Origin of the sequence: Phytopseudomonas daroniae, from assembly GCF_004327285.1 — a bacterium.
Lineage (GTDB): Bacteria > Pseudomonadota > Gammaproteobacteria > Pseudomonadales > Pseudomonadaceae > Aquipseudomonas > Aquipseudomonas daroniae.
Genome location: NZ_QJUI01000005.1, coordinates 77,234 through 97,051 on the forward strand (window position 1 = coordinate 77,234; position 19,818 = coordinate 97,051).

15 protein-coding genes and 1 pseudogene are annotated in these 19,818 nt (G+C 62.9%); 3 read left to right on the forward strand and 13 right to left on the reverse strand.

Annotation, left to right across the window (positions count from 1 at the left end):
- Window positions 1–158 precede the first annotated feature (158 nt).
- The 6 genes and pseudogenes from DNK06_RS06960 to DNK06_RS06985 all read right to left on the reverse strand — a co-directional run bounded on the left by DNK06_RS06960 (window position 159) and on the right by DNK06_RS06985 (window position 6,400).
- Window positions 159–1,532, reverse strand: coding sequence for an alanine/glycine:cation symporter family protein (locus DNK06_RS06960; RefSeq protein ID WP_207389966.1), 1,374 nt, complete (start codon window positions 1,530–1,532; stop codon window positions 159–161).
- Between the two features lie 450 nt (window positions 1,533–1,982).
- Window positions 1,983–2,197, reverse strand: a pseudogene (locus tag DNK06_RS06965) (YeeE/YedE thiosulfate transporter family protein); the annotation flags it as partial.
- A gap of 57 nt (window positions 2,198–2,254) precedes the next feature.
- Window positions 2,255–2,533, reverse strand: a complete 279-nt coding sequence (locus DNK06_RS06970) for a hypothetical protein (RefSeq protein WP_131193501.1) — start codon at window positions 2,531–2,533, stop codon at window positions 2,255–2,257.
- Window positions 2,499–2,912: a hypothetical protein gene (locus DNK06_RS06975; RefSeq protein ID WP_131179312.1), complete on the reverse strand. Its 414-nt coding sequence runs from the start codon at window positions 2,910–2,912 to the stop codon at window positions 2,499–2,501. Before DNK06_RS06975 ends, DNK06_RS06970 begins: the two co-directional genes overlap by 35 nt.
- A 250-nt stretch (window positions 2,913–3,162) precedes the next feature.
- Window positions 3,163–4,974, reverse strand: coding sequence for a sodium-extruding oxaloacetate decarboxylase subunit alpha (oadA, locus tag DNK06_RS06980; RefSeq protein ID WP_131179313.1), 1,812 nt, complete (start codon window positions 4,972–4,974; stop codon window positions 3,163–3,165).
- A 10-nt stretch (window positions 4,975–4,984) separates the two neighbouring features.
- Complete coding sequence (locus DNK06_RS06985) at window positions 4,985–6,400, reverse strand: acetyl-CoA carboxylase biotin carboxylase subunit (RefSeq protein ID WP_131179314.1); 1,416 nt, start codon at window positions 6,398–6,400, stop codon at window positions 4,985–4,987.
- A gap of 187 nt (window positions 6,401–6,587) precedes the next feature.
- Here DNK06_RS06985 and DNK06_RS06990 point away from each other — a divergent pair, with 187 nt between their 5' ends.
- Both DNK06_RS06990 and DNK06_RS06995 read left to right on the forward strand, forming a co-directional pair.
- Window positions 6,588–7,538, forward strand: coding sequence for a LysR family transcriptional regulator (locus tag DNK06_RS06990; RefSeq protein ID WP_131179467.1), 951 nt, complete (start codon window positions 6,588–6,590; stop codon window positions 7,536–7,538).
- A gap of 48 nt (window positions 7,539–7,586) precedes the next feature.
- The gene (locus tag DNK06_RS06995) at window positions 7,587–8,258 is read left to right on the forward strand and encodes a GntR family transcriptional regulator (RefSeq protein WP_131179315.1); all 672 of its coding nucleotides are present in this window, start codon (window positions 7,587–7,589) and stop codon (window positions 8,256–8,258) included.
- A 214-nt stretch (window positions 8,259–8,472) separates the two neighbouring features.
- Here DNK06_RS06995 and DNK06_RS07000 read toward each other — a convergent pair whose 3' ends face one another.
- Window positions 8,473–10,086 carry a L,D-transpeptidase family protein gene (locus DNK06_RS07000; protein ID WP_131179316.1) on the reverse strand — a complete coding sequence of 538 codons (1,614 nt, stop codon included), beginning with the start codon at window positions 10,084–10,086 and terminating at the stop codon, window positions 8,473–8,475.
- Between the two features lie 152 nt (window positions 10,087–10,238).
- Here DNK06_RS07000 and DNK06_RS07005 point away from each other — a divergent pair, with 152 nt between their 5' ends.
- Window positions 10,239–10,952, forward strand: coding sequence for a murein L,D-transpeptidase catalytic domain family protein (locus tag DNK06_RS07005; RefSeq protein WP_131179317.1), 714 nt, complete (start codon window positions 10,239–10,241; stop codon window positions 10,950–10,952).
- A 133-nt stretch (window positions 10,953–11,085) separates the two neighbouring features.
- Here the strand turns inward: DNK06_RS07005 and DNK06_RS07010 are convergent, their stop codons facing one another.
- From DNK06_RS07010 to cfaB, 6 genes are all read right to left on the reverse strand, one after another.
- Window positions 11,086–11,475 carry a DUF1850 domain-containing protein gene (locus DNK06_RS07010; protein WP_131179318.1) on the reverse strand — a complete coding sequence of 130 codons (390 nt, stop codon included), beginning with the start codon at window positions 11,473–11,475 and terminating at the stop codon, window positions 11,086–11,088.
- Window positions 11,472–13,499 carry a TRAP transporter permease gene (locus tag DNK06_RS07015; RefSeq protein ID WP_131179319.1) on the reverse strand — a complete coding sequence of 676 codons (2,028 nt, stop codon included), beginning with the start codon at window positions 13,497–13,499 and terminating at the stop codon, window positions 11,472–11,474. Before DNK06_RS07015 ends, DNK06_RS07010 begins: the two co-directional genes overlap by 4 nt.
- Before the next feature lie 140 nt (window positions 13,500–13,639).
- The gene (locus tag DNK06_RS07020; RefSeq protein ID WP_131179320.1) at window positions 13,640–14,596 is read right to left on the reverse strand and encodes a TAXI family TRAP transporter solute-binding subunit; all 957 of its coding nucleotides are present in this window, start codon (window positions 14,594–14,596) and stop codon (window positions 13,640–13,642) included.
- A 624-nt stretch (window positions 14,597–15,220) separates the two neighbouring features.
- Window positions 15,221–16,564 carry a sigma-54-dependent transcriptional regulator gene (locus tag DNK06_RS07025; protein ID WP_131179321.1) on the reverse strand — a complete coding sequence of 448 codons (1,344 nt, stop codon included), beginning with the start codon at window positions 16,562–16,564 and terminating at the stop codon, window positions 15,221–15,223.
- 75 nt (window positions 16,565–16,639) lie between these two features.
- On the reverse strand, window positions 16,640–18,388 hold the full coding sequence (locus DNK06_RS07030; protein ID WP_131179322.1) for a sensor histidine kinase: 1,749 nt from the start codon (window positions 18,386–18,388) through the stop codon (window positions 16,640–16,642).
- A gap of 244 nt (window positions 18,389–18,632) precedes the next feature.
- Complete coding sequence (gene cfaB / locus DNK06_RS07035) at window positions 18,633–19,817, reverse strand: C17 cyclopropane fatty acid synthase CfaB (RefSeq protein WP_131179323.1); 1,185 nt, start codon at window positions 19,815–19,817, stop codon at window positions 18,633–18,635.
- Window position 19,818: the final 1 nt, after the last annotated feature.

The window sequence follows — 19,818 nt, forward strand, 5'->3', positions numbered from 1 at the left end:
TCGGTGAAGCGTGATCCACCCTACACGCTTTGACGGATACCAAAGCCCCGTAGGAGCCGGCTTGCCGGCGAAGCGATTTCACCCTCGACACGAGCGTGAATTTCGCCACCGCCATCGCCAGCAAGCTGGCTCCTACGTTGGTTCTCTATGTCGGGCGATCAGTCCTCGGTCTTCCAGTTCTTGCGGCTCATGTAATCGCGGGTTTCCTTGACCACGATGCCGGAGAGCAGCAGCAAGCCGATCAGGTTGGGCAGGGCCATCAGGCCGTTGGCGATATCGGAGAAGGTCCACACCACTTCCAGCGAAGTGACCGCACCCACGAATACCACCATCGAGAAGATCAGCCGGTACGGCATCACCGCCACCCGGCCCATCAGCCGCTCCATGCAGCGCTCGCCGTAGTACGACCAGCCGAGAATGGTGGTGTAGGCGTAGACCAGCACGCCGATGGTCACCGTGTAGATGCCCCAGCCGCCGCCAAGGCCCTGCTCCAGGGCCCAGGCGGTCATTGGCGCGCCTTTCAGGCCTTCCTGCGTCCAGGCACCGGTGACGATGATCGCCATGGCGGTGAAGGTCACCATCACCAGGGTGTCGAGGAAGGTCTGGGTCATCGACACCATGGCCTGGCGCACCGGCTTGTCGGTCTTGGCCGCGGCGGCAGCGATGGCGCCGGTACCCAGGCCCGACTCGTTGGAGAAGATGCCGCGTGCCACGCCCATCTGCACCGCCAGGATAATGCTGGAACCGAGGAAGCCACCAGCCGCTGCACTGCCGCTGAAGGCATCGGTGAACACCAGGGTTATCGCCGCCGGCAACTGGTCGGCGAACACCACCAGCACGGCTATGTTGCTGATGATGTAGAGCACGATCATCACCGGCACCACCGCCGCGGCGAAGCGGCCGATGCTCTTGATCCCGCCAATGATCACCACTGCCGTGGCAATGGCCAGAACCAGACCACTGACGGTCGGCGAAATGCCCCAGGTGTCCTGCAACTGGTGCGCCGCGGTATTGGCCTGAACCATGTTGCCGATGCCGAAGGCGGCGATAGCGCCGAAAATCGCGAAGGCGATGCCCAGGCTCTTGCCCAGGGTGCCACCGACGCCACGGGTCAGGTAGTACATCGGCCCGCCGCTCTGCTCGCCCTTGGCATCGGTGACCCGGTACTTCACGCCCAGCAGCGCTTCCGAGTACTTGGTGGCCATGCCCACCAGGCCGGTCATCCACATCCAGAACAATGCGCCGGGGCCGCCGATACCGATGGCCGTGGCCACCCCGGCGATATTACCGACACCGATGGTCGCCGCCAGCGAGGTGGCCAGGGCCTGGTAGTGGGAGACGTCACCCGGTACGTCGCCCTTTTCCTTGCGTTTGACGAAGGCCAGCCAGAAGGCATGGCCGAGCACGCGAAACTGCAGGCCACGCAGGCGAATGGTCAGGTACAGGCCGGTGAGCAGCAACAGGGGGATGAGCAGGAATGGCCCCCAGATAAAGCCACTGATGGCCGAAAGCACAGCGAGAAGTTGTTCCATCGAGGATGTCCTTTTTGTTCTATCCATTGCGGCTCGTGGCCGGCAGGAACGGCGCCAGGGCTGGTAAGCACCAGTACCGAGAGAGTGAACGCAGATGCGTCCGTGCAACGTCAGATGGTGTCGTTACGATCACCTGGGACGTAACAAAATGTTTGGCGAATCAACCAATTGCGACGCGGGCGATTGTCGCCAGGACAGCAAGGCTATAACAACTTGCTCCCGAAGGGATCCGAAAAAACGGGAAATTTCGCTGCTGGGTTGCACTGAATCAGGCGTTCACCTCGCTTATCCACCCTATGCCAGGCGTTCGTCAGCAGGGGCTACAGCGCTCCACCGGAGTAGTCGATCAGCCCAAAGTCGCGGTCGCCGTTGTTACAGTGACTGGCAGCCGCTCAACCAAAGCCCCCAGCGCGCCAAGGGGTAGCACCGCGGGCTTTGCACGGCTGGCCATCAGCATCCCGTCAGCTTCGCCTCACGGCGCTCGCCCGGAAAGAAGAATGGCCGCAGGCGCGCACCCACGCCATTACCGATGAACGCTGCCACCAGCCACAGCCAGCCGTGCAGACTGCCGGAGGCGATACCACTGAAGTAGGCGCCGATATTGCCAGGCGCGAACCGTAGCCGAGCAGCAGGCCACCGATTACTGCACACAGCAACCTCATGGCTACCCTACCACCCCGCCAGCCTTCACAAACCAACTGAGCCGCGGGGGCAAAGTGTCCTCAGAACACCCCGTCACGGGCCATCGGCGGAGTGAACAGGCCCGCAGGGTCACGGCGCACCGAGCCTTCTTCGATCTCGGCCGCCTCGACGACCTCGATCTGCTCACCACTCAGGGCTTTCTGTACGCCTTGCTGGGTCAACACGCTGGACAGAATGGCTTTGCCGGAATCGGTGAAGTCATAAACGCTGGACGAGCCCTGTAGCGGCACCGATGCCAGGCGCTGGCCCTGGCTGTCGAACACTTCAACCGTGAGAGCGTGGGTCAGCACCACGCCCATGAAGCGCTCGCTTTTCCACTCGCGCACCCGAATCGACAGCAGCATGGCATCCGCGGACGATGCCTGACGTACCCCGGGCGGCCACGCCCTTGCGTTCGAAACCACCCAGCAGCGACTGCTGCAGCTCCTGCGCCAGCGGCTTGCCGGAACGGGTATTGACGTCATAGGGGATGTAATAGCTGCCGCGGGTCAGCCCCACGAAATGGCCCTTCTTGTTGCCGGAGAGCACGTAGGGGCGGTCATCGATCACCTGCACTTCGACGGTCTTGGCGAACGCCTGGGGAACTGTCGGGTAGGCATGGGCATAGTCGATCTTGCGGCCGTTGGAGCAGGCAACAAGGCTGAGCAACAGCATGAGAAGAGTGCAGCGACGCAACATGGAATGTCCTTATAGAGAAGATCGACTCGGCACCCGATCACAGGCGCCTTTTGGCGGATAGCCAACCGCTATCCGGGAATGCTCGCGATGGCCGTGCCACGCGCGCGGCGCATGGTGCAAAAGCCTCCTGGACATTGCAAGCGACCTCGACGAAGCGGACGACGGCATGCAGAAAATTGCGATGCACGCACCAATTGCCGGGCAAAAAAAGGGAGCCTTGCGGCTCCCAGAGGTAAACGGTAGCTGGCTGTCAGCCTTCGATCTCGATCAGCACTTCACCCGGGTTGACGCGGTCGCCCTTGGCCACGTGTACCGTCTTCACGGTACCGGCGATCGGCGCCTGCACTTCGGTTTCCATCTTCATCGCCTCGGTGATCAGAACGGCCTGACCGGCCTTGACAGTGTCGCCCTCCTTGACCAGCACATCGACGATATTTCCCGGCATGCTGGTGCTCACATCGCCCGGCGCGCTGGCGGTGCGACGCTTGCCGCCACCGCCGCCGGCGACATAGTCGTTGAGCGCTTCGAACACCACCTCTTCCGGCATGCCGTCGATGGACAGGTAGAAGTGCCGCTTGCCCTCGCCCTTCACGCCGACGCCGGTGATATCCACGCGGTAGCTTTCGCCATGCACATCGATGATGAACTCGGTCGGCACGCCCGCACCGCCTACCGCCGCCACGCCGCTGCCATCAGGAATGGGCAGCAACACCTCCGGAACCAGGCTGCCGGCTTCGCGCTCTTCGAGGAACTTGCGGCCGATATCCGGGAACATGGCGAAGGTCAGCACATCCTCTTCGGATTTGGCCAGGGCGCCGATCTCGCCGCGCAGCTTGTCCATTTCCGGCTTGAGCAGGTCGGCCGGGCGCACGTCGATCACCTCCTCGTTGCCGATGGCCTGCTTGCGCAGCTTGTCGCTGACCTTGCCCGGCGCCTGGCCGTAACCGCCCTGCAGATACAGCTTCACTTCGTTGGTGATGGTCTTGTAGCGCTCGCCGGCGAGCACGTTGAAGAACGCCTGGGTACCAACGATCTGCGAGGTCGGCGTCACCAGCGGCGGGAAGCCGAGGTCTTCGCGCACCCGCGGAATCTCCGCCAGCACTTCGTTCATGCGGTTCAGGGCGCCCTGCTCCTTGAGCTGGTTGGCCAGGTTGGAAATCATCCCGCCCGGCACCTGATTGACCTGCACCCGGGTATCGACCGCGGTGAATTCGCTTTCGAACTGGTGGTACTTCTTGCGCACGGCGTGGAAGTACATGCCGATCTCCTGGATCAGCGAAAGATCCAGGCCGGTGTCGTATTCACTGCCCTTGAGCGCGGCGACCATGGACTCGGTACCGGGATGGCTGGTGCCCCAGGCGAAGCTGGAAATGGCCGTGTCGATATGGTCGGCGCCGGCCTCGATGGCCTTGAGCTGACACATCGAACCCAGACCCGCCGTGTCGTGGCTGTGGATAAATACCGGCAGATCGATCTCGGCTTTCAGCGCCTTGACCAGATCGGCCGTGGCGTAAGGCGTGAGCAGACCGGCCATGTCCTTGATGGCGATGGAGTCGATACCCATGGCCTGCATGGCCTTGCCCTGGGCGACGAAGGCCTCGATGGTGTGCACCGGGCTGGTGGTGTAGGCGATGGTGCCCTGGGCGTGCTTGCCGGCAGCCTTCACCGCCTCGATGGCGACGCGCAGGTTACGCACGTCGTTCATGGCGTCGAAGATGCGGAACACGTCGATACCGTTCTCCGCCGCCTTGGCGACGAAAGCGCTGACCACATCATCGCTGTAGTGCCGGTAGCCGAGCAGGTTCTGCCCGCGCAGGAGCATCTGCAGGCGGGTGTTGGGCAACGCCGCACGCAGCTCGCGCAGACGCTCCCATGGGTCTTCCTTGAGGAAACGCACGCAGGCGTCGAAGGTCGCGCCGCCCCACACTTCCAGCGACCAGTAGCCGACCCGGTCGAGCTTTTCGCATATCGGCAACATGTCTTCGGTGCGCATGCGTGTGGCCAGCAGTGACTGGTGGGCGTCGCGCAGGATGGTGTCGGTAACCGTGATCTTTCTTGTCATGGTGCGTTCCTCACAGGCCGGCATGGGCGGCGATGGCGGCGGCGATGGCCAGGGCCAGTTCGCCCGGCTTGCGTTTGATCGAGTAGTTCAGCAGCTCGGGATGGTTATCGACGAAACTGGTGTTGAAGCGCCCGCTGCGGAACTCGTCGTTGGCGAGAATCTGCTGGTAGTAGGTGGCGGTGGTCTTCACGCCCTGCACACGCATGTCGTCCAGCGCACGAGAGCCACGGGCCAGGGCTTCTTCCCAGGTCAGCGCCCAGACGATCAGCTTCAGGCACATGGAATCGTAGTACGGCGGGATGGTGTAGCCGGTGTAGATCGCCGTGTCGGTGCGCACACCGGGGCCGCCGGGCGCGTAGTAGCGGGTGATCTTGCCGAACGATGGCAGGAAGTTGTTGCGCGGATCCTCGGCATTGATGCGGAACTGCAGGGCGAAGCCGCGATACTGGATGTCTTCCTGCTTGACCGACAGCGGCAGACCGGACGCGATGCGGATCTGCTCGCGGACGATGTCGATGCCGGTGATTTCCTCGGTGATGGTGTGCTCCACCTGCACCCGGGTATTCATCTCCATGAAGTACACCTCGCCCTCGGCGAGCAGGAACTCCACGGTACCGGCATTCTCGTAGCCCACCGCCTGGGCGGCGCGCACGGCCAGGTCGCCGATATAGGCGCGCTGCTCGGGCGTCAGTTGCGGGCTGGGCGCGATCTCGATGAGCTTCTGGTTGCGCCGCTGGATCGAGCAGTCGCGCTCGTACAGGTGCACGGTATTGCCGTGGCTGTCGGCGAGGATCTGCGCCTCGATGTGCTTGGGGTTGACGATGCACTTCTCGAGAAACACCTCGGCCGAACCGAAGGCCTTGGTCGCCTCGGAAATCACCCGCGGGAACGCCTGTTCCAGTTCCTCACGGCTGTTGCAGCGCCGGATGCCGCGGCCACCGCCACCGGAGGTCGCCTTGAGCATCACCGGATAACCGATACGCTCGCCTTCGAGCAGCGCCTCCTCGATACCCGCAACATTTCCCTCGGTGCCCGGCGTTACCGGCACACCGGCCTTGATCATGCTGCGGCGGGCTTCGGTCTTGTCGCCCATGCGGCGGATCACCTCGGCACTCGGGCCGATGAACTTGATGCCGCGGGCGGCGCATATTTCCGCCAGTTCGGCGTTCTCGGAGAGAAAGCCATAACCGGGGTGCAGCGCGTCGCAGCCGGTTTCCACAGCCAGGTTCACCAGCTTGCGCGGGTTGAGGTAGCCGGCCAGGGGATCGTCGCCGATGCCATAGGCCTCGTCGGCGCGCTTGACGTGCAGGGCCTGGCGGTCGGCGTCCGAATAGATGGCCACCGAACGAATGCCCATCTCGGCGCAGGCTCGCACGATGCGCACGGCGATCTCGCCACGGTTGGCTATCAGGATTTTCTTGATCACGAGCCAGCATCCTCGATCACGTGAACAGGCGACCCGAAGCGGGTCGGCGTATGGCCGCGGTACGTCCTCTCGGCCTTGCGCTTCACCCTACGCCCGCTAATGGATTAACCAAAATCAATAATTATTGGGTTAGGCATTAGTAAAAGCTTATGCTTGACGAAAATCCATCGCGAAAGAGGTGAATGAAATTCGTAAGTCATTGCTGCGCATGACATTTCGTCAGCTTCAGGTATTCCGCTCGGTATGCGACAACCGTTCGTACAGCCGCGCCGCCGAGGAAATGTCCCTGACCCAGCCGGCGGTCAGCCTGCAGATTCGCCAGCTTGAAGAGCTGCTTGGCCAGCCGCTGTTCGACTACGTGGGCAAGAAGCTGTACCTGACCGAAGCCGCCGAAGCGCTGCAGCGCGCCAGCGCCGACATCTTCGGCCGCCTGGAGAGCCTGGACATGCAACTGGCGGATCTGCAGGGTTCGCTGCAGGGCCAGTTGAGCCTGGCGATCGAGTCCAGCGCCAAATACTTCATGCCCCACCTGTTCGCCGCCTTTCGCCGCGAACACCCGGAGGTCAGCCTGCAACTGACGGTGGTCAATCACGCGCAGGCGGTCAGGCGCCTGAGCGCCAACCGCGACGACCTGCTGATCATGTCCCAGGTACCGGCGGATATGCCTCTGGAGTTTCTGCCCTTTCTCAACAATCCGATCATCGCCGTGGCACCACCCGATCATCCGCTATGCGCGCAGACCACGCTGCAGCTGCAGGATCTGTGCGCCTGGCCATTGCTGGTACGCGAGCCCGGCTCCGGCACGCGGCGGGCCTGCGAAGAATATTGCCATCAGAAACGCGCGCATTTCGCCCAGCTGCAGGAAGTCGGCTCCATGGAAGGGCAACGCGAAGGAGTGATCGCCGGACTGGGTTTGGCGCTGCTGCCGCGCCATGCAGTACGTCGCGAACTGCAACTGGGGGTACTGCGCGAGCTGCCGGTGGTCGAACTGCCGCTGCTGCGCAGCTGGTGCGTGGTGCATCCGCGAGGCAAATACCTGTCGCCGGTGGCACAGGCGTTCTTCGCTTTCGTGCGCAACCAGCGCACGCAGATCGGCGCCCTCGCCGAGCATTTCAGCAGCGTGACGAATCTGCCCTGACAATTTCGTATATGATATCCAAAACCTTCCTCCATTCGGTGCCGCCGCGTGCCTCTACCTCGATTCAATGCACCCAACCTGGGTATCGCTCCGTCTGCTTCGGAGGTGATCACCAAGCACCTGCGCGACGCCATCGTCTCCGGGCATTTCGCCGAAGACGAACCGGTGCGCCAGGACGACATCGCCAAACTGTTCAACGTCAGCAAGATTCCCGTGCGCGAGGCGCTCAAGCGCCTGGAGGCCGAGGGGCTGGTGGTGTTCCAGCGCAACAAGGGGGCGGTGGTCACGCGTATTTCCGAGCCGGAACTGGCGCAGATGTTCGAGGTGCGCATCCTCCTCGAGGACAAGGTGCTGCGCCTGGCCATTCCCAATATGACCGAGGAAACCTTCGCCCGTGCCGAACGCATCTGCGAGGAGTTCATCGGCGAAGACAACATCGGCCGCTGGGCCGAACTGAACTGGCAACTGCATGCCTGCCTGTACGAGCCGGCACAGCGACCGTTTCTGGTGAACCTGATCCGCTCCATCCACGACAAGCTGGAACGTTATCTGCGCATGCAGATGAGTCTGTCAGAGGGCAAGGATCGCGCCGACCGCGAGCACCGCGAGATCATCGCCGCCTGCCGCAGCCAGGATGTCGAACGTGCGGTCACCCTGCTCGACCAGCACATCATCGGCGTGTGCCGCAGCCTGTTCGAGCAGCTGCCCGAACACCGTTGAAGGGCAGGCTACAAAAAGGCGCAAGCGGCCGGTCAAAATTTGTATCGGATGTGCCGTGCAAATGTCGGATTACGCTTCGCTAATCCAACCTACGTTCTGCTCGACGTGTAGGGTGGATGACGCTCTTCTCATCCACCATCGCGGTTGCAGAAGGCCGTGATCCATGGTTCAACGCGGGTCACCGACCGGCTGCTTACTCCTTCTAACTGCCATCCTAGATCCGGTTGGAGGCATCCAGCGCCTTCAGCAGGCGGGCATCGTGGCCATAGATATCCGGGCGGAACTGCAGTTGCCCGTCACCGCCAACCTGCGCCGTCCAGTAGGCCATGAGGATCGGCACCGGTCGCGGCAGATCGGCGCGCAGCGTGCGACCACTTTCCCACTGCCTGGCGATACGCGCACGCTCGCTGGGTGTAGCTTCGGCGAGTAGCTGATCGACCAGTTCGGTTACCCGCTCGATGCGTACGCAACCCGAGCTGAACAACCGTGGCAGGTTGTCGAACAGGCGCTGGCTCGGCGTGTCGTGCAGGTACACCGAGAAGGGATTGGGAAAGCGGATCGCCACCTTGCCGAGCGGGCTGTGCGCCCCGGCCTCCTGACGGATCATCACACGACCGGGGCGTTCCCAGTCGACGCTGCGCGGGTCGACCGTATTTCCCTCATAGTCGATCACTCGCATATGGTTGGCCGCCAGGTAGCCGGCCGCATCGCGGCGCAGTTCCGGCAGCTTGTCTTCGCGCAGGATGGTCGGCGGAATCGTCCAGGTCGGGTTCAGGGTCAGGTGGGTGATACGCGAGCGCAGCAGCGGTGTCGGCCGTGCCGGACGCCCGACCTGAGTACGTGCCTGCCAGACGACTGCGTTATCGCGTAGGAACATCACTTCGGCGCCAGCGACGTCGATCAGCACGCTGGTCGGCTCGATCTCGTGGGACAACCAGCGCAGACGCTCCAGGTTGATACGAATCTGATCCATGCGCTCACTGGCCGAGCGGTTCAGTTCGGCCAGCGTACCGGGGCCGACGATGCCGTCGGGCTTGAGCAGATGGTTGCGCTGGAACGCCTTGACCGCTTCGACCAGCGCCGTCGTGTATACCGAGGTTTCCTCGGCGACGAGCGCCGGAGCGCCCTGGGACAGATCGCCATGCAATTGCAGTCGCTGCTCCAGCAGCGGCACCCGCCCGTCCACCGCGCCAGGGCGCAACAGTGTTCCGCCCGGAATCGCCAGCCATTGCGGCAACGCCTGCCGGCGCAGCTCGGCATAGCGCTGGCGCAGCGCGCGATAGGGGCTGAAATCCGGGCGCGCCTGCTCGAAGGCCTGTGCCGGATCCGTCAGCCCCGTCTGAGCGATCGCCAGCAAGGGCGCCTGGCTCTGCTGCACGGCCATGCTCTCGGGCTCCCAGAGCGGCTCGACACGGGACTGCTCCAGCCGCCCGTAGGCCAGATCACGCAATGCCTGCAGATAGGCCGTGGTGGCGAGCACCTCGACACAGGCCGAAAGGCGCGGCGAAGGGCTCTCGACCGCCGTCAGTTCACGTAGCGGTTCCAGGTGATAGGCGCGCGGCTCCAGGCCATCGTCCACCAGATTCTCCAACTGAGCGAACAGTGCCGGCAGGTTCTGCTCACTCCACACCGGCTGCGCACCACGCAGCAGATAGAAGGGCTCCAGCCATTCGCGATCCTTGGCAGTAAGGTTCAGGACGGGCGATACACAGGTCAGGCTGGGTTCGGTGAGCTGCTGCTCGAGGGGACTGGGCGACGTGGCATCGGCCAGTGCCAGAGGAGCGGTCAGGGCCAACGCCCAGGCAACGGATGAAGTGGGAGAAAACAAAGCGCCGCTCCAGATTACGACAAAGTGAATGACAGCCCGTCGGATTCGCCCGCGGGTCAGAAGATTTCGGCTGTTAGAATCGCGGGCTTTGTTGTGCCCGCATCGCCTGGCGAAGGCTCGACATATCGATGGCCGAAACTCAGAGACTTGAAATGATGACCACGATTCAGCGAATTTGCTTAGCCTTTCTTTGCCTGGCATTGCCCGTTCCATCCGTGATGGCCGCCACCCTGGCGCCCGATCCCTTGCTGGAAAGCCTGTCCGCCGAAGCCCCGGCGTTGCAGCGCAAGGTACTCAACCATGCCATCGACGCCATGCGTTGCGCCATCAATAATGGCGCCGTACCGGCACAGCGACTGGCGGTCATCGACTTCTCCAAGCCCTCCAGCGAACGCCGCCTGTGGATCTTCGACCTGACCAGTAAACGCCTGCTGCTGCACGACCTGGTCGCCCATGGCCAGCAGTCCGGTGACAATTTCGCCACCCGCTTCTCCAATCGCGAAGGCAGCCACCAGTCCAGCATCGGCCTGTTCCGCACCCAGGAAAGCTACACCGGCAAGCACGGCTACTCGCTGCGCATGGACGGCCTGGAACCGGGCTTCAATGACCTTGCCCGGCAACGCGCCATCGTCATCCACCCGGCCGATTACGTTAACCCGGCCTGGATCAAGACCCAGGGCCGCATCGGCCGCAGCCAGGGCTGCCCGGCGGTGCGCCCGGAAGTCGCCCGTATGGTGGTAGACAGCCTCAAGGGCGGCCAATTCATGTTTTCGTACTACCCGGACAAGCGCTGGCTGCAATCGTCGCTGTACATCAATTGCCAGCCCGGGCTGGTGGCGGGGATCGTCAGCGCCAAAGAAGGCTGAGACGCCGCAAAGGCGGGAGTAGACGTAGGGTGGACAACGCTCTTTTTGTCCACCATTGCGATTGCGGAGCGGTGGACGGGTCGGGCCGCGTAGGTGAAGCGTCGTGTACCCTACGAGAGGCCGCTACCGTCTTTCAACTGCCTACCTCACAGCTCCACAACTCCACCGCCGGCTGGCTCGCCGTTGGCGGGCCGAGCCACGCGCTGAAGGGTTGGCAGCCTTGGGCATCGCAAAGCTGATAGTCGCCAGCCTCGGGCGTGCGTCCGAGGCGTAGCGGTTGCAGGGGCGACAACTGGCGCTGGTAATGCCAGGCGCCGTCACGCAGCACGGCGCCGTCAGGGATTTCCATGCCGGCGCCGCTGCCGCGTACCCGCGCCTCACCGAGCAGTAGCCCGTCCGGGGTGACGCGGTAGTCCTCTTCCCAGCGGATCTTCTCGATCGTGTGGTTCCAGGCCAGGGTGAAGGACGGTAAGGGCAGTTGCGCCCATACCGTCCCGGCAAGGCCCAGGCACAGACCGATCAAGCCGACGCCGGTTGAGCGCGACGGCGTGCACGCCAGACATGTTGGGCGATCAGCAAGATGCCCAACGCGTAACCGATCTCGTCACTGATCGGCAACGCCAGGATCAACGCGACACCAGCGGCGAAAGCCCAGATACGCTCCCACCAGGCCATGCGCATATTCAGATAGCCGACCACGGCCATCCCCCACAACCCGACCGCAAACACTGTCTTGACGAACATGTACAGCGTTGCCCCCCAGCTATCGCCCTGCATCATCAGCGCCGGGTCGTACACCGCCATGAAGGGCACGACGAAACCGGCGGCGGCGATGCGCACTGCCCACAGGCTGATCTTGAAGCCGTTTTCCTTGGCGATCGGTGCCGCCGCGAAACAGGCCAGCGCCACAGGCGGCGTCAGGTCGGCCATCAGGCCGAAATAGAATACGAACATGTGCGAAACGATCAGCGGCACGCCCAGATCCAGCAGCGCCGGCGCGGCGATGGCGCTGGTGATGATGTAGTTGGGAATGGTCGGGATACCCATACCGAGGATCAGGCAGGTGACCATGGTCAGCACCAGCGACAGAAACAGGTTGTTCTGGCCGACCGCAAGGATGTAACCGGCAAAGGTGGTGGCGATACCGGTCAGCGACACCACGCCGATGATCACACCAACCAGAGCACAGGCGATCCCCACAGGAATCGCATGTCGAGCACCTTCCACCAGTGCATGTAAACACGCCTGCAGCGTTTCACGGCCGCCCTTGATGAACCAGCATGCCAGTACCAACGCGCCGATCACCCCGAACACTACGCCGATGCCCAACTGGAAGAAACCAGCGCAGAGAATCCCCAACGCAATCCAGAAGACCATGCGCATCACTTTGGACGACACCTTGAGGATGATCGCCGAGCCAAGGATCACGATAGCTGTGAGCGCGAGGCCGACAGTGCCCGAGAACATTGGCGTACGCCCGGAGAACAGCAGGTATACCAAGACCAGTAGCGGTATCAGCAGGAACCAGCGTTGCTTGACCGCGGCCCAGGCGCTGGGACACTGATCTTTCGGCAGTCCGCGCAAGTTGGCGCTCTTGGCTTCCAGATGCACCATCCAGAAAACCGCGCCGAAATACAACATCGCAGGGATCAGCGCAGCCTTGGCGACTTCCACGTAAGGTACGTTGATGGTTTCGGCCATGATGAAGGCCACAGCCCCCATCACTGGCGGCATGATCTGGCTACCCATGCTCGCCGTGGCCTCTACAGCGCCCGCGAATGCCGGCCGGTAACCGAAGCGCTTCATCAGCGGGATGGTGAACTGCCCGGTGGTGACCACGTTGGCCACGCCAGAACCGGTGATGGTGCCCATCAGTGCCGACGAAACGACCGAGACCTTGGCCGGACCACCGAGCTTGTGACCGAACAAACCCATGGCGAAGTCGGTGAACAGTTTGATCATCCCCGCTTGTTCGAGGAATGCACCGAACAGAATGAACAGAAAGATGTAGGTCGCCGATACATAGGTAGGCGTACCGTAGAATCCTTCGGTGCCGAACGACAGCTGGTTGATGATCTGATCGAAGCCATAGCCCCGGTGTGCCAGATCGCCCGGCAGGTATTCGCCGAATAGGCCGTAGAGCAGGAACAGCCCGCAGATCAGCGGTAAAGCGATGCCCATCACCCGCCGGGCCGCCTCGAAGATCAACACCGTCAGCGCAATGCCCACCACCATATCAGCCGTGCTCAGATCACCGGAGCGCTGAATCAGGTCAGCTTCGAAATACCACTGATAGGCGAATGTGGCCATCCCGGCAAGACCCAGCAGCCAGGCCAGCGGTTGCCAGGGGCGACCGTTGCCACGTGAGGGATAGCAGAGAAATACCATCAGCAGCAGAAAGCCGATGTGACCGGCGCGCAGCACCTGACTGGACACCGGATGGAAGGCCGCCGTGATGATCTGGTAAGTGGAGAACAGCAAGGCGGTGTAGAACAACGCCTTCGGCCATTCGCTCGGGCTGGCGCTCAGCCCCTGATGTTCACTCATGCTGGTCACACCTTCACTGACGCCCAAAGGGCGGAGAATCGGACTGCGAGTGGAGACGTGCCATCCGTCGATGACAGATACCCACTCGGCGAATCGACAAACGCGCCAGGCTGGCTATCGAGCGAGCCTGGCGACAGCGACTACTTGAGTACGCCGGCTTCCTTGTAGAAACGCTCGGCACCCGGATGCAGGGGGATCGGCAGACCTTCGGTAGCGGTTTCCAACTTGATGTCGTTGGCCGCCGAGTGCGAATTGACCAGGCGTGGCAGGTTATCGAACATCAGTTTGGTCATCTGGTAGGCGATCTCTTCGTCGACCCCCTCATGGCTGACCAGAATGTTAATGATCGCCGCGGTCGGTACATCCTGATCCTGGCCGTCGTAGGTACCGGCCGGAATGACGCGCGCCTGGTAGGCACTGCTGCCGATCTTGGCCACCACGTCTTCCGGAATGGCCACGAAGTTGATCGGCACCATCGACGCCAGGTCACGGATAGCGGCCATACCCAGACCAGAGGACTGCAGCGTGGCATCCAGTTGGCGGTTTTTGATCAGCTCGACCGACTCGGCGTATGGCATGAACTCGACCCGACCCATGTCCTTGTAGCTCAGGCCGGCAGCCTTGAAGATCGCCCGGGCATTGAGTTCGGTACCGGACTTCGGCGCGCCGACCGAGATGCGCTTGCCCTTGAGGTCTTCCAGGGTCTTGATCCCGGACTCCTTGCTGGCAACGATCTGGATGTAGTTCGGGTAGGTGGCGGCGATGGCGCGAATCTTGGTCAGCGGCGCCTTGAAGCCGGCATCCTCGACACCCTTCCAGGCATCGTCCACCGAATCGCCGAGGGAGAAGGCCAGCTCACCGCGGCCGCTTTGCAGCAGATTGAGGTTTTCCACCGAGGCCTTGGTCGCCTGCACGGACGTCTTGGCGCCATCGATACCATTGCCGTAAATCTGCGACAGGGCCACGCCAATCGGGTAGTAAACCCCACTGGTACCGCCGGTGAGCACGTTGATGAAGGTGGGCGCAGCGAGCACCGCGGTGCTGGCAGTGAGAGCCGCTGCGGCGGCGAAGAGGCTGAAGCGCTTGGTCAGTCGCATGGTGTTTCTCCGTGATTATTCTTGTCAGAGAGCCGGTTCGGGATCGGTGACCAGAGAAAACGGAGAACGACAAACAGAGAGAGAAAAATACTCTGCAGATGACGACCTGTTGTCTTTCTTATGGTCACCGACTCAGATGCCGGTTGCCCAAGAGCCATTGCAGGTGTCATGCCAGTAGCGAAGAGCCGCATGCTAGAGCGGCCCAAGGATTTCAGCGGAAAGGAAACCAGCAAAATCCCGCCGGTTGCCGGATAGGTAACCGGCAAGATTCCGCTCAGAAAGGCCGCAGGTTTTGCGTATCTGCCAGCGGCAAGCCGAAGACTCACGGGCGCATATGAGCGGACTGTTTTAAGGTGGAAATGGACGGTCGATGATCCGCATTAAACGAAGGATCAGGCCTTCGGCCCCGGATTACGCCTGCGGCTAATCCAGGCTACATTTTTCATGACGAAGGGTGGACGACGCTTCGCCTGCGCGGCCCGATCCATCCACCGCTTTGCAATCGCAATGGTGGATGAAAAGAGCGTCAGCTACGCGCCCCGATCCACCCTACGGGGTGAGCGTCCGCTTACGCCTTGTCCCGGTCATCAACATCGCAATGGCGAACAGGCCCTCAGGCGAGATTCAATCCTCGTCGCTGCTACCCGCCGGCCGATAGGTACTGCGCTGCAGGCCGTGGCGATGCATCTTTTCATTGAGGGTACGGCGCGGTACCTGTAGTAGCTCCATGGTCTGCAGGATGCTGCCGCGACAGCGCAGCAAGGCGTTGTGCAGGCACTGCGCCTCGAAGGCTTCCATCTGTCCGGCGAGAGACTGGCTGCCCTCTTCCTGCGTCGCGCCGCTCAGGCCCAGGGCATGGCGCTCGGCGGCGTTGATCAGCTCGCGTACGTTACCCGGCCACTCATGGCCGAGCAGGCCGGCCAGCTCGGCTGGCGTGAGGGGTTCGAAACTGCGGCCATGGCGCTGCGCGGCCTCCTCGGCGAAGTGTTCGAACAGCAGCGAGATATCCTCGCGGCGCTCACGCAGCGCGGGAATCTGCAAAGTGGCGACATTCAGCCGATAGAGCAGGTCTTCCCGGAAACGCCCGGCACGCACCTCGTCGAGCAAGTCCGGCTTCACCGCGCTGATCACCCGCAGGTCGACGCGGATGCTGCGGTTGGAGCCCAAGCGCTCCAGGGTCTTTTCCTGCAGCACACGCAGCAGCTTGACCTGCTGGGCCAGCGGCAGGCTTTCCACTTCGTCGAGAAACAGGGTGCCGCCGTCGGCATGCTCGATACGGCCGATACGCTTGCTCTGGGCGCCAGTGAAGGCGCCGCTTTCATGGCCGAACAGTTCGCTCTCGAACAGGTGCTCGGGAATCGCTGCGCAGTTGAGGGCCACGAACGGCTTGTCGGCGCGCTCGCTGAAATCGTGCAGGCAGCGCGCCACGCGCTCCTTGCCGGAACCGGTCTCGCCGCGAATCAGCACGTTCACCGAAGTGCCGGCTAGGTCGAGAATCTGCCGGCGCAAACGCACCATGGATCGCGACACACCAAGCAATTGCGCGGCGATGCCGTCCTTGAGGGCGAATTGCTGACGCAGGGCGCGGTTCTCGCAGACCAGGCGGCGTTTTTCCAGGGCACGGCGTACGGTGTCGAGCAGGCGATCCGGGGTGAAGGGTTTTTCGATGAAGTCGTAGGCGCCCTGCTTGAGCGCCTGTACGGCCATCGGCACATCGCCGTGCCCGGTGATCATGATCACCGGCAGATCGCGGTCGAGTTCGACCACCCTGCTCAGCAGTTGCAAACCATCGGTGCCAGGCATGCGCACATCGCTGATCAGCACGCCGGGAAAGTCGACGTCGACCAGCGCCAGCGCCTGGGCGGCATTGGCACAGGCGTGCACGCTGAAGCCGGACAGTTCCAGCCATTGCTGCGCCGCCTCGCGGATCGCTGCTTCATCATCGACGACGATTACCTGACCGCCCATATCACCTCCTGATTCGAACGCGCAGTGTACCGCCAGGCCCTTGGCGCGATGGCACAAAGTTGGCGAACCTCCTCATCATCCGGCACGCTGCAGGCGCAAGGTGAATACCGCGCCCGCGCGACCATTGCACACCTCCAGGTTGCCGCCCAGATCGCGCACGATGCCGTAGGAAATCGCCAGCCCCAGCCCCAGGCCTTCGCCCACCGGTTTGGTGGTGAAGAACGGCTCGAACACGCTACCCAGATGCTCCTCGAGAATACCACCGCCACTGTCGCTGACCTGCAGCAGACAGCTGTCGCCCTGCAGCTCGATGACCACACCGAGCACCCGTTGGGGGCTGTCGAGCATGGCATCCAGGGCATTGTTGAGCAGGTTGAGAATCACCTGTTCCAGGCGAATGGCATCGCCGTAGACCCGCGCTTCGCTGCGGATTTCGCGGCGCAGCTCGACCTGTTCGCTGCGCAGCCGCGGCGCCAGCAGCAACAGCGCCTGCTCCAGCACGTCGCTGAGCAGCAGGCGCTCGTTGAGTCCGGCCGGGCTTTTGCGAGCGAAGCTCTTCAAGTGGCTGGTCAGGCTGGCCATGCGCTGCAACAGGCCGTCGATGCGGATCAGGCCTTCGCGCACCTCGCGTTCGCGACCGTTGTCGAGCAGCAGCCCGAGGCTGCCGAGGTGCATCTGGATGGCCGTCAGCGGTTGATTGATTTCATGGGCCATGGCTGCCGACATCTGCCCCAGTGCCGCCATCTTCGCCGCATGCACCAGCCCCTCCTGTGCCTCGCGCAGTTCGGCGGTGCGCAGTGTCACCTCGCGTTCGAGGTTCTCGCGGATGCTCGCCTGCAGCCGCTGGTTCTTGCGGCGTTGCAGCAGGAACAGCACCAGGAACACCAGGGTCAGCCATACGCCAGCTGCGGCCAGGCGATAGCTGCGCGCCGTGTCGCCCAGGCTGTTTTCCTCGATCAGCAGGTGCAACGTCCAGGCCTCGCTGGCCAGTTCCTGGCGCTGCCACAGGTAACTGTGCCGGCCATCGGGGCCGTCAATGATCATCCAGTCGGCATTCCCTTCGAAATAGCGCCCCGGCTCCTTGGCTAACAACTCAAGAGGGCGTTCGGCATACTTGCGCACCTCCACGAGCTCGGCTTGATCGAGCTCGTCCAGCTCCTCCAGGGCACGAAAACGCCAGGCCGGTCGGCTGCTGAGAATTACCACGCCGTAACTGTCGGCCACCAGTAGCACGCCGGGTTGGCCGACCCATTCACGCTGCAGCTCCTCCAGCTCGAGCTTGACCACCAGCACGCCAGTCACCGCGCCGTTATCGTCGTACACCGCATGTGACAGGAAGTAGCCCGGCACGCCGGTGGTCACCCCGACCGCGAAATAGCGACCCGAAGTACGGTGCAGAGCGTCCTGAAAATAGGGGCGGAAACCGTAGTTGCTACCAACGAAACTGCTCCACTCGTTCCAGTTGCTGGCCGCCAGGGTCAGGCCCTGACGGTCGATCAGGTACAGCACGCTGGCGCCGGCGGCGGCGTTGAGCAGTTCGAGGCGACGATTGAGTTTGTCGCGCAACTGCGGATCGTTCGGCGCCTGCAGCAGCGCCTGGATGTCGCTGTCCATGGACAGCAGTTGCGGTACCGAGCGAAAGCGGTCGACCAGCGTCTGGATCGATTGCGCATAAAGCTGCAACTGCCCGTGGGCCTCGCTGCTGCGATCCTCCCAGGCCCGTTGCTCGGCATAACGGCTGGCCAGCCACAAGCTGACGGCCAGGCCGAAGATGACCGAGAACACGATGGCGACGATGCGATAACGCAGAAACAGGGCGGTCATGCACGACTCGAATTTTTATGATGCCGGCATGTTAGCCCGAAATGCATGCGGGTCGTGTGCGGGATCGCCAGGGGATAGGCGACCGTTCAAGGGAGCTGGCTCTGGGTGCGGATGATATGCCCACCACCTTCCCACCCCAGGTGGCCAAGGCCATGGCCCTTGGCGCAAAAGAAAGCGGCCAGCTGCAAACACACCGGGCAGCGCGCTTTTGCTGGCCACCTGTGGCTTGCAACTGGCCGCTGCGCTAGCGGTAAATATCCGCGCGCGTCCAGGGCAGATCGTGGCTGCCGTCGGCCTGGGGTTTGAGCGCGAGTATCTGGTGCAGGCTCATCCAGCCACGGGCGAAGCCATAAGCGCAGCCCGCCAGGTACAGACGCCAGATACGCACCGCCCGCTCCGGTACCAGCTGCGCCGCGTCTTGCAGACGTGCTTCCAGGCGCGCACTCCAGTGTTCCAGAGTACGGGCGTAATGCAGGCGCAGGTTTTCCACATCCATCACCTCCAGGCCAGCGTCAGCGAGGTGGCGGGTGATGGTGGACAGATGTGGTAACTCGCCATGGGGAAACACATAGCGACCGATGAACTCACCGGCACCGCGTCCCACCGGGCGGCCATCGCTGTGCTTGGCGGTGATGCCGTGGTTCATCACCAGCCCGCCGGCCTTCACCGCACCGAACAGGCGCTGGCAGTACAACGGCAGGTTGGCGTGGCCAACGTGCTCGAACATGCCGACACTGACCACCTTGTCGAAGCGGCCGTCCTGGGGCAGGTCACGGTAGTCCTGCAGTTCCAGGCGCACCCGGTCGTCCAGCCCCTCTTCGTGCACCCGTTGGCGGCCCAGTTGCAACTGGGCCTGGCTGAGGGTGATGCCGTACACCTCGGCACCGAACTCCCGCGCGGCCAGGCGGGCCAGACCACCCCAGCCACAACCCACGTCCAGCAAGCGCTCACCGGGTTGCAGACGCAACTTGCGACACAGATGGCGCAGCTTGGCCAACTGGGCCTGTTCCAGGGTCTGCTCGGGCGACTCGAAATAGGCGCAGGAGTAGACCATCTGCTCATCCAGCCAGAGCGAGTAAAAGTCGTTGGACAGATCGTAGTGGTAGCTGATGTCGGCGGCATCGCTGGCCTTGTCGTGACGGCTGTAGTGCGCGTCGCTTTCGTCGGCCTCGCCCAACAGCGCCTGACTGAGTGCATCGCCCAGCGCGATGACCTCGTCGATCGCCCCCTCGATCTCGCAACGCCCCTCGACATAGGCGCTGCCCAGAGCATCGAGACTGGGCTGGGTCAGTTGCGAGAGCATGCTCGGATCCCTGACCACCAGGGTGACTTGCGGCTGCGGGCCGAGATCGAGCTGATTGCCGTCCCACAGACGGATACGCAGCGGCAATTGCAGGTCACGCAGGACGGGCGGCAAATAGGCAAGCATC

Bases quoted from the DNA above. Each gene is read 5' to 3' on its own strand.
- DNK06_RS06960 (WP_207389966.1), bottom strand. From the start codon at position 1,532: ATGGAACAACTTCTCGCTGTGCTTTCGGCCATCAGTGGCTTTATCTGG.
- DNK06_RS06970 (WP_131193501.1), bottom strand. From the start codon at position 2,533: ATGGGCGTGGTGCTGACCCACGCTCTCACGGTTGAAGTGTTCGACAGC.
- DNK06_RS06975 (WP_131179312.1), bottom strand. From the start codon at position 2,912: ATGTTGCGTCGCTGCACTCTTCTCATGCTGTTGCTCAGCCTTGTTGCC.
- oadA (WP_131179313.1), bottom strand. From the start codon at position 4,974: ATGACAAGAAAGATCACGGTTACCGACACCATCCTGCGCGACGCCCAC.
- DNK06_RS07005 (WP_131179317.1), top strand. From the start codon at position 10,239: ATGATGACCACGATTCAGCGAATTTGCTTAGCCTTTCTTTGCCTGGCA.
- DNK06_RS07015 (WP_131179319.1), bottom strand. From the start codon at position 13,499: ATGAGTGAACATCAGGGGCTGAGCGCCAGCCCGAGCGAATGGCCGAAG.
- DNK06_RS07020 (WP_131179320.1), bottom strand. From the start codon at position 14,596: ATGCGACTGACCAAGCGCTTCAGCCTCTTCGCCGCCGCAGCGGCTCTC.
- DNK06_RS07025 (WP_131179321.1), bottom strand. From the start codon at position 16,564: ATGGGCGGTCAGGTAATCGTCGTCGATGATGAAGCAGCGATCCGCGAG.
- DNK06_RS07030 (WP_131179322.1), bottom strand. From the start codon at position 18,388: ATGACCGCCCTGTTTCTGCGTTATCGCATCGTCGCCATCGTGTTCTCG.
- cfaB (WP_131179323.1), bottom strand. From the start codon at position 19,817: ATGCTTGCCTATTTGCCGCCCGTCCTGCGTGACCTGCAATTGCCGCTG.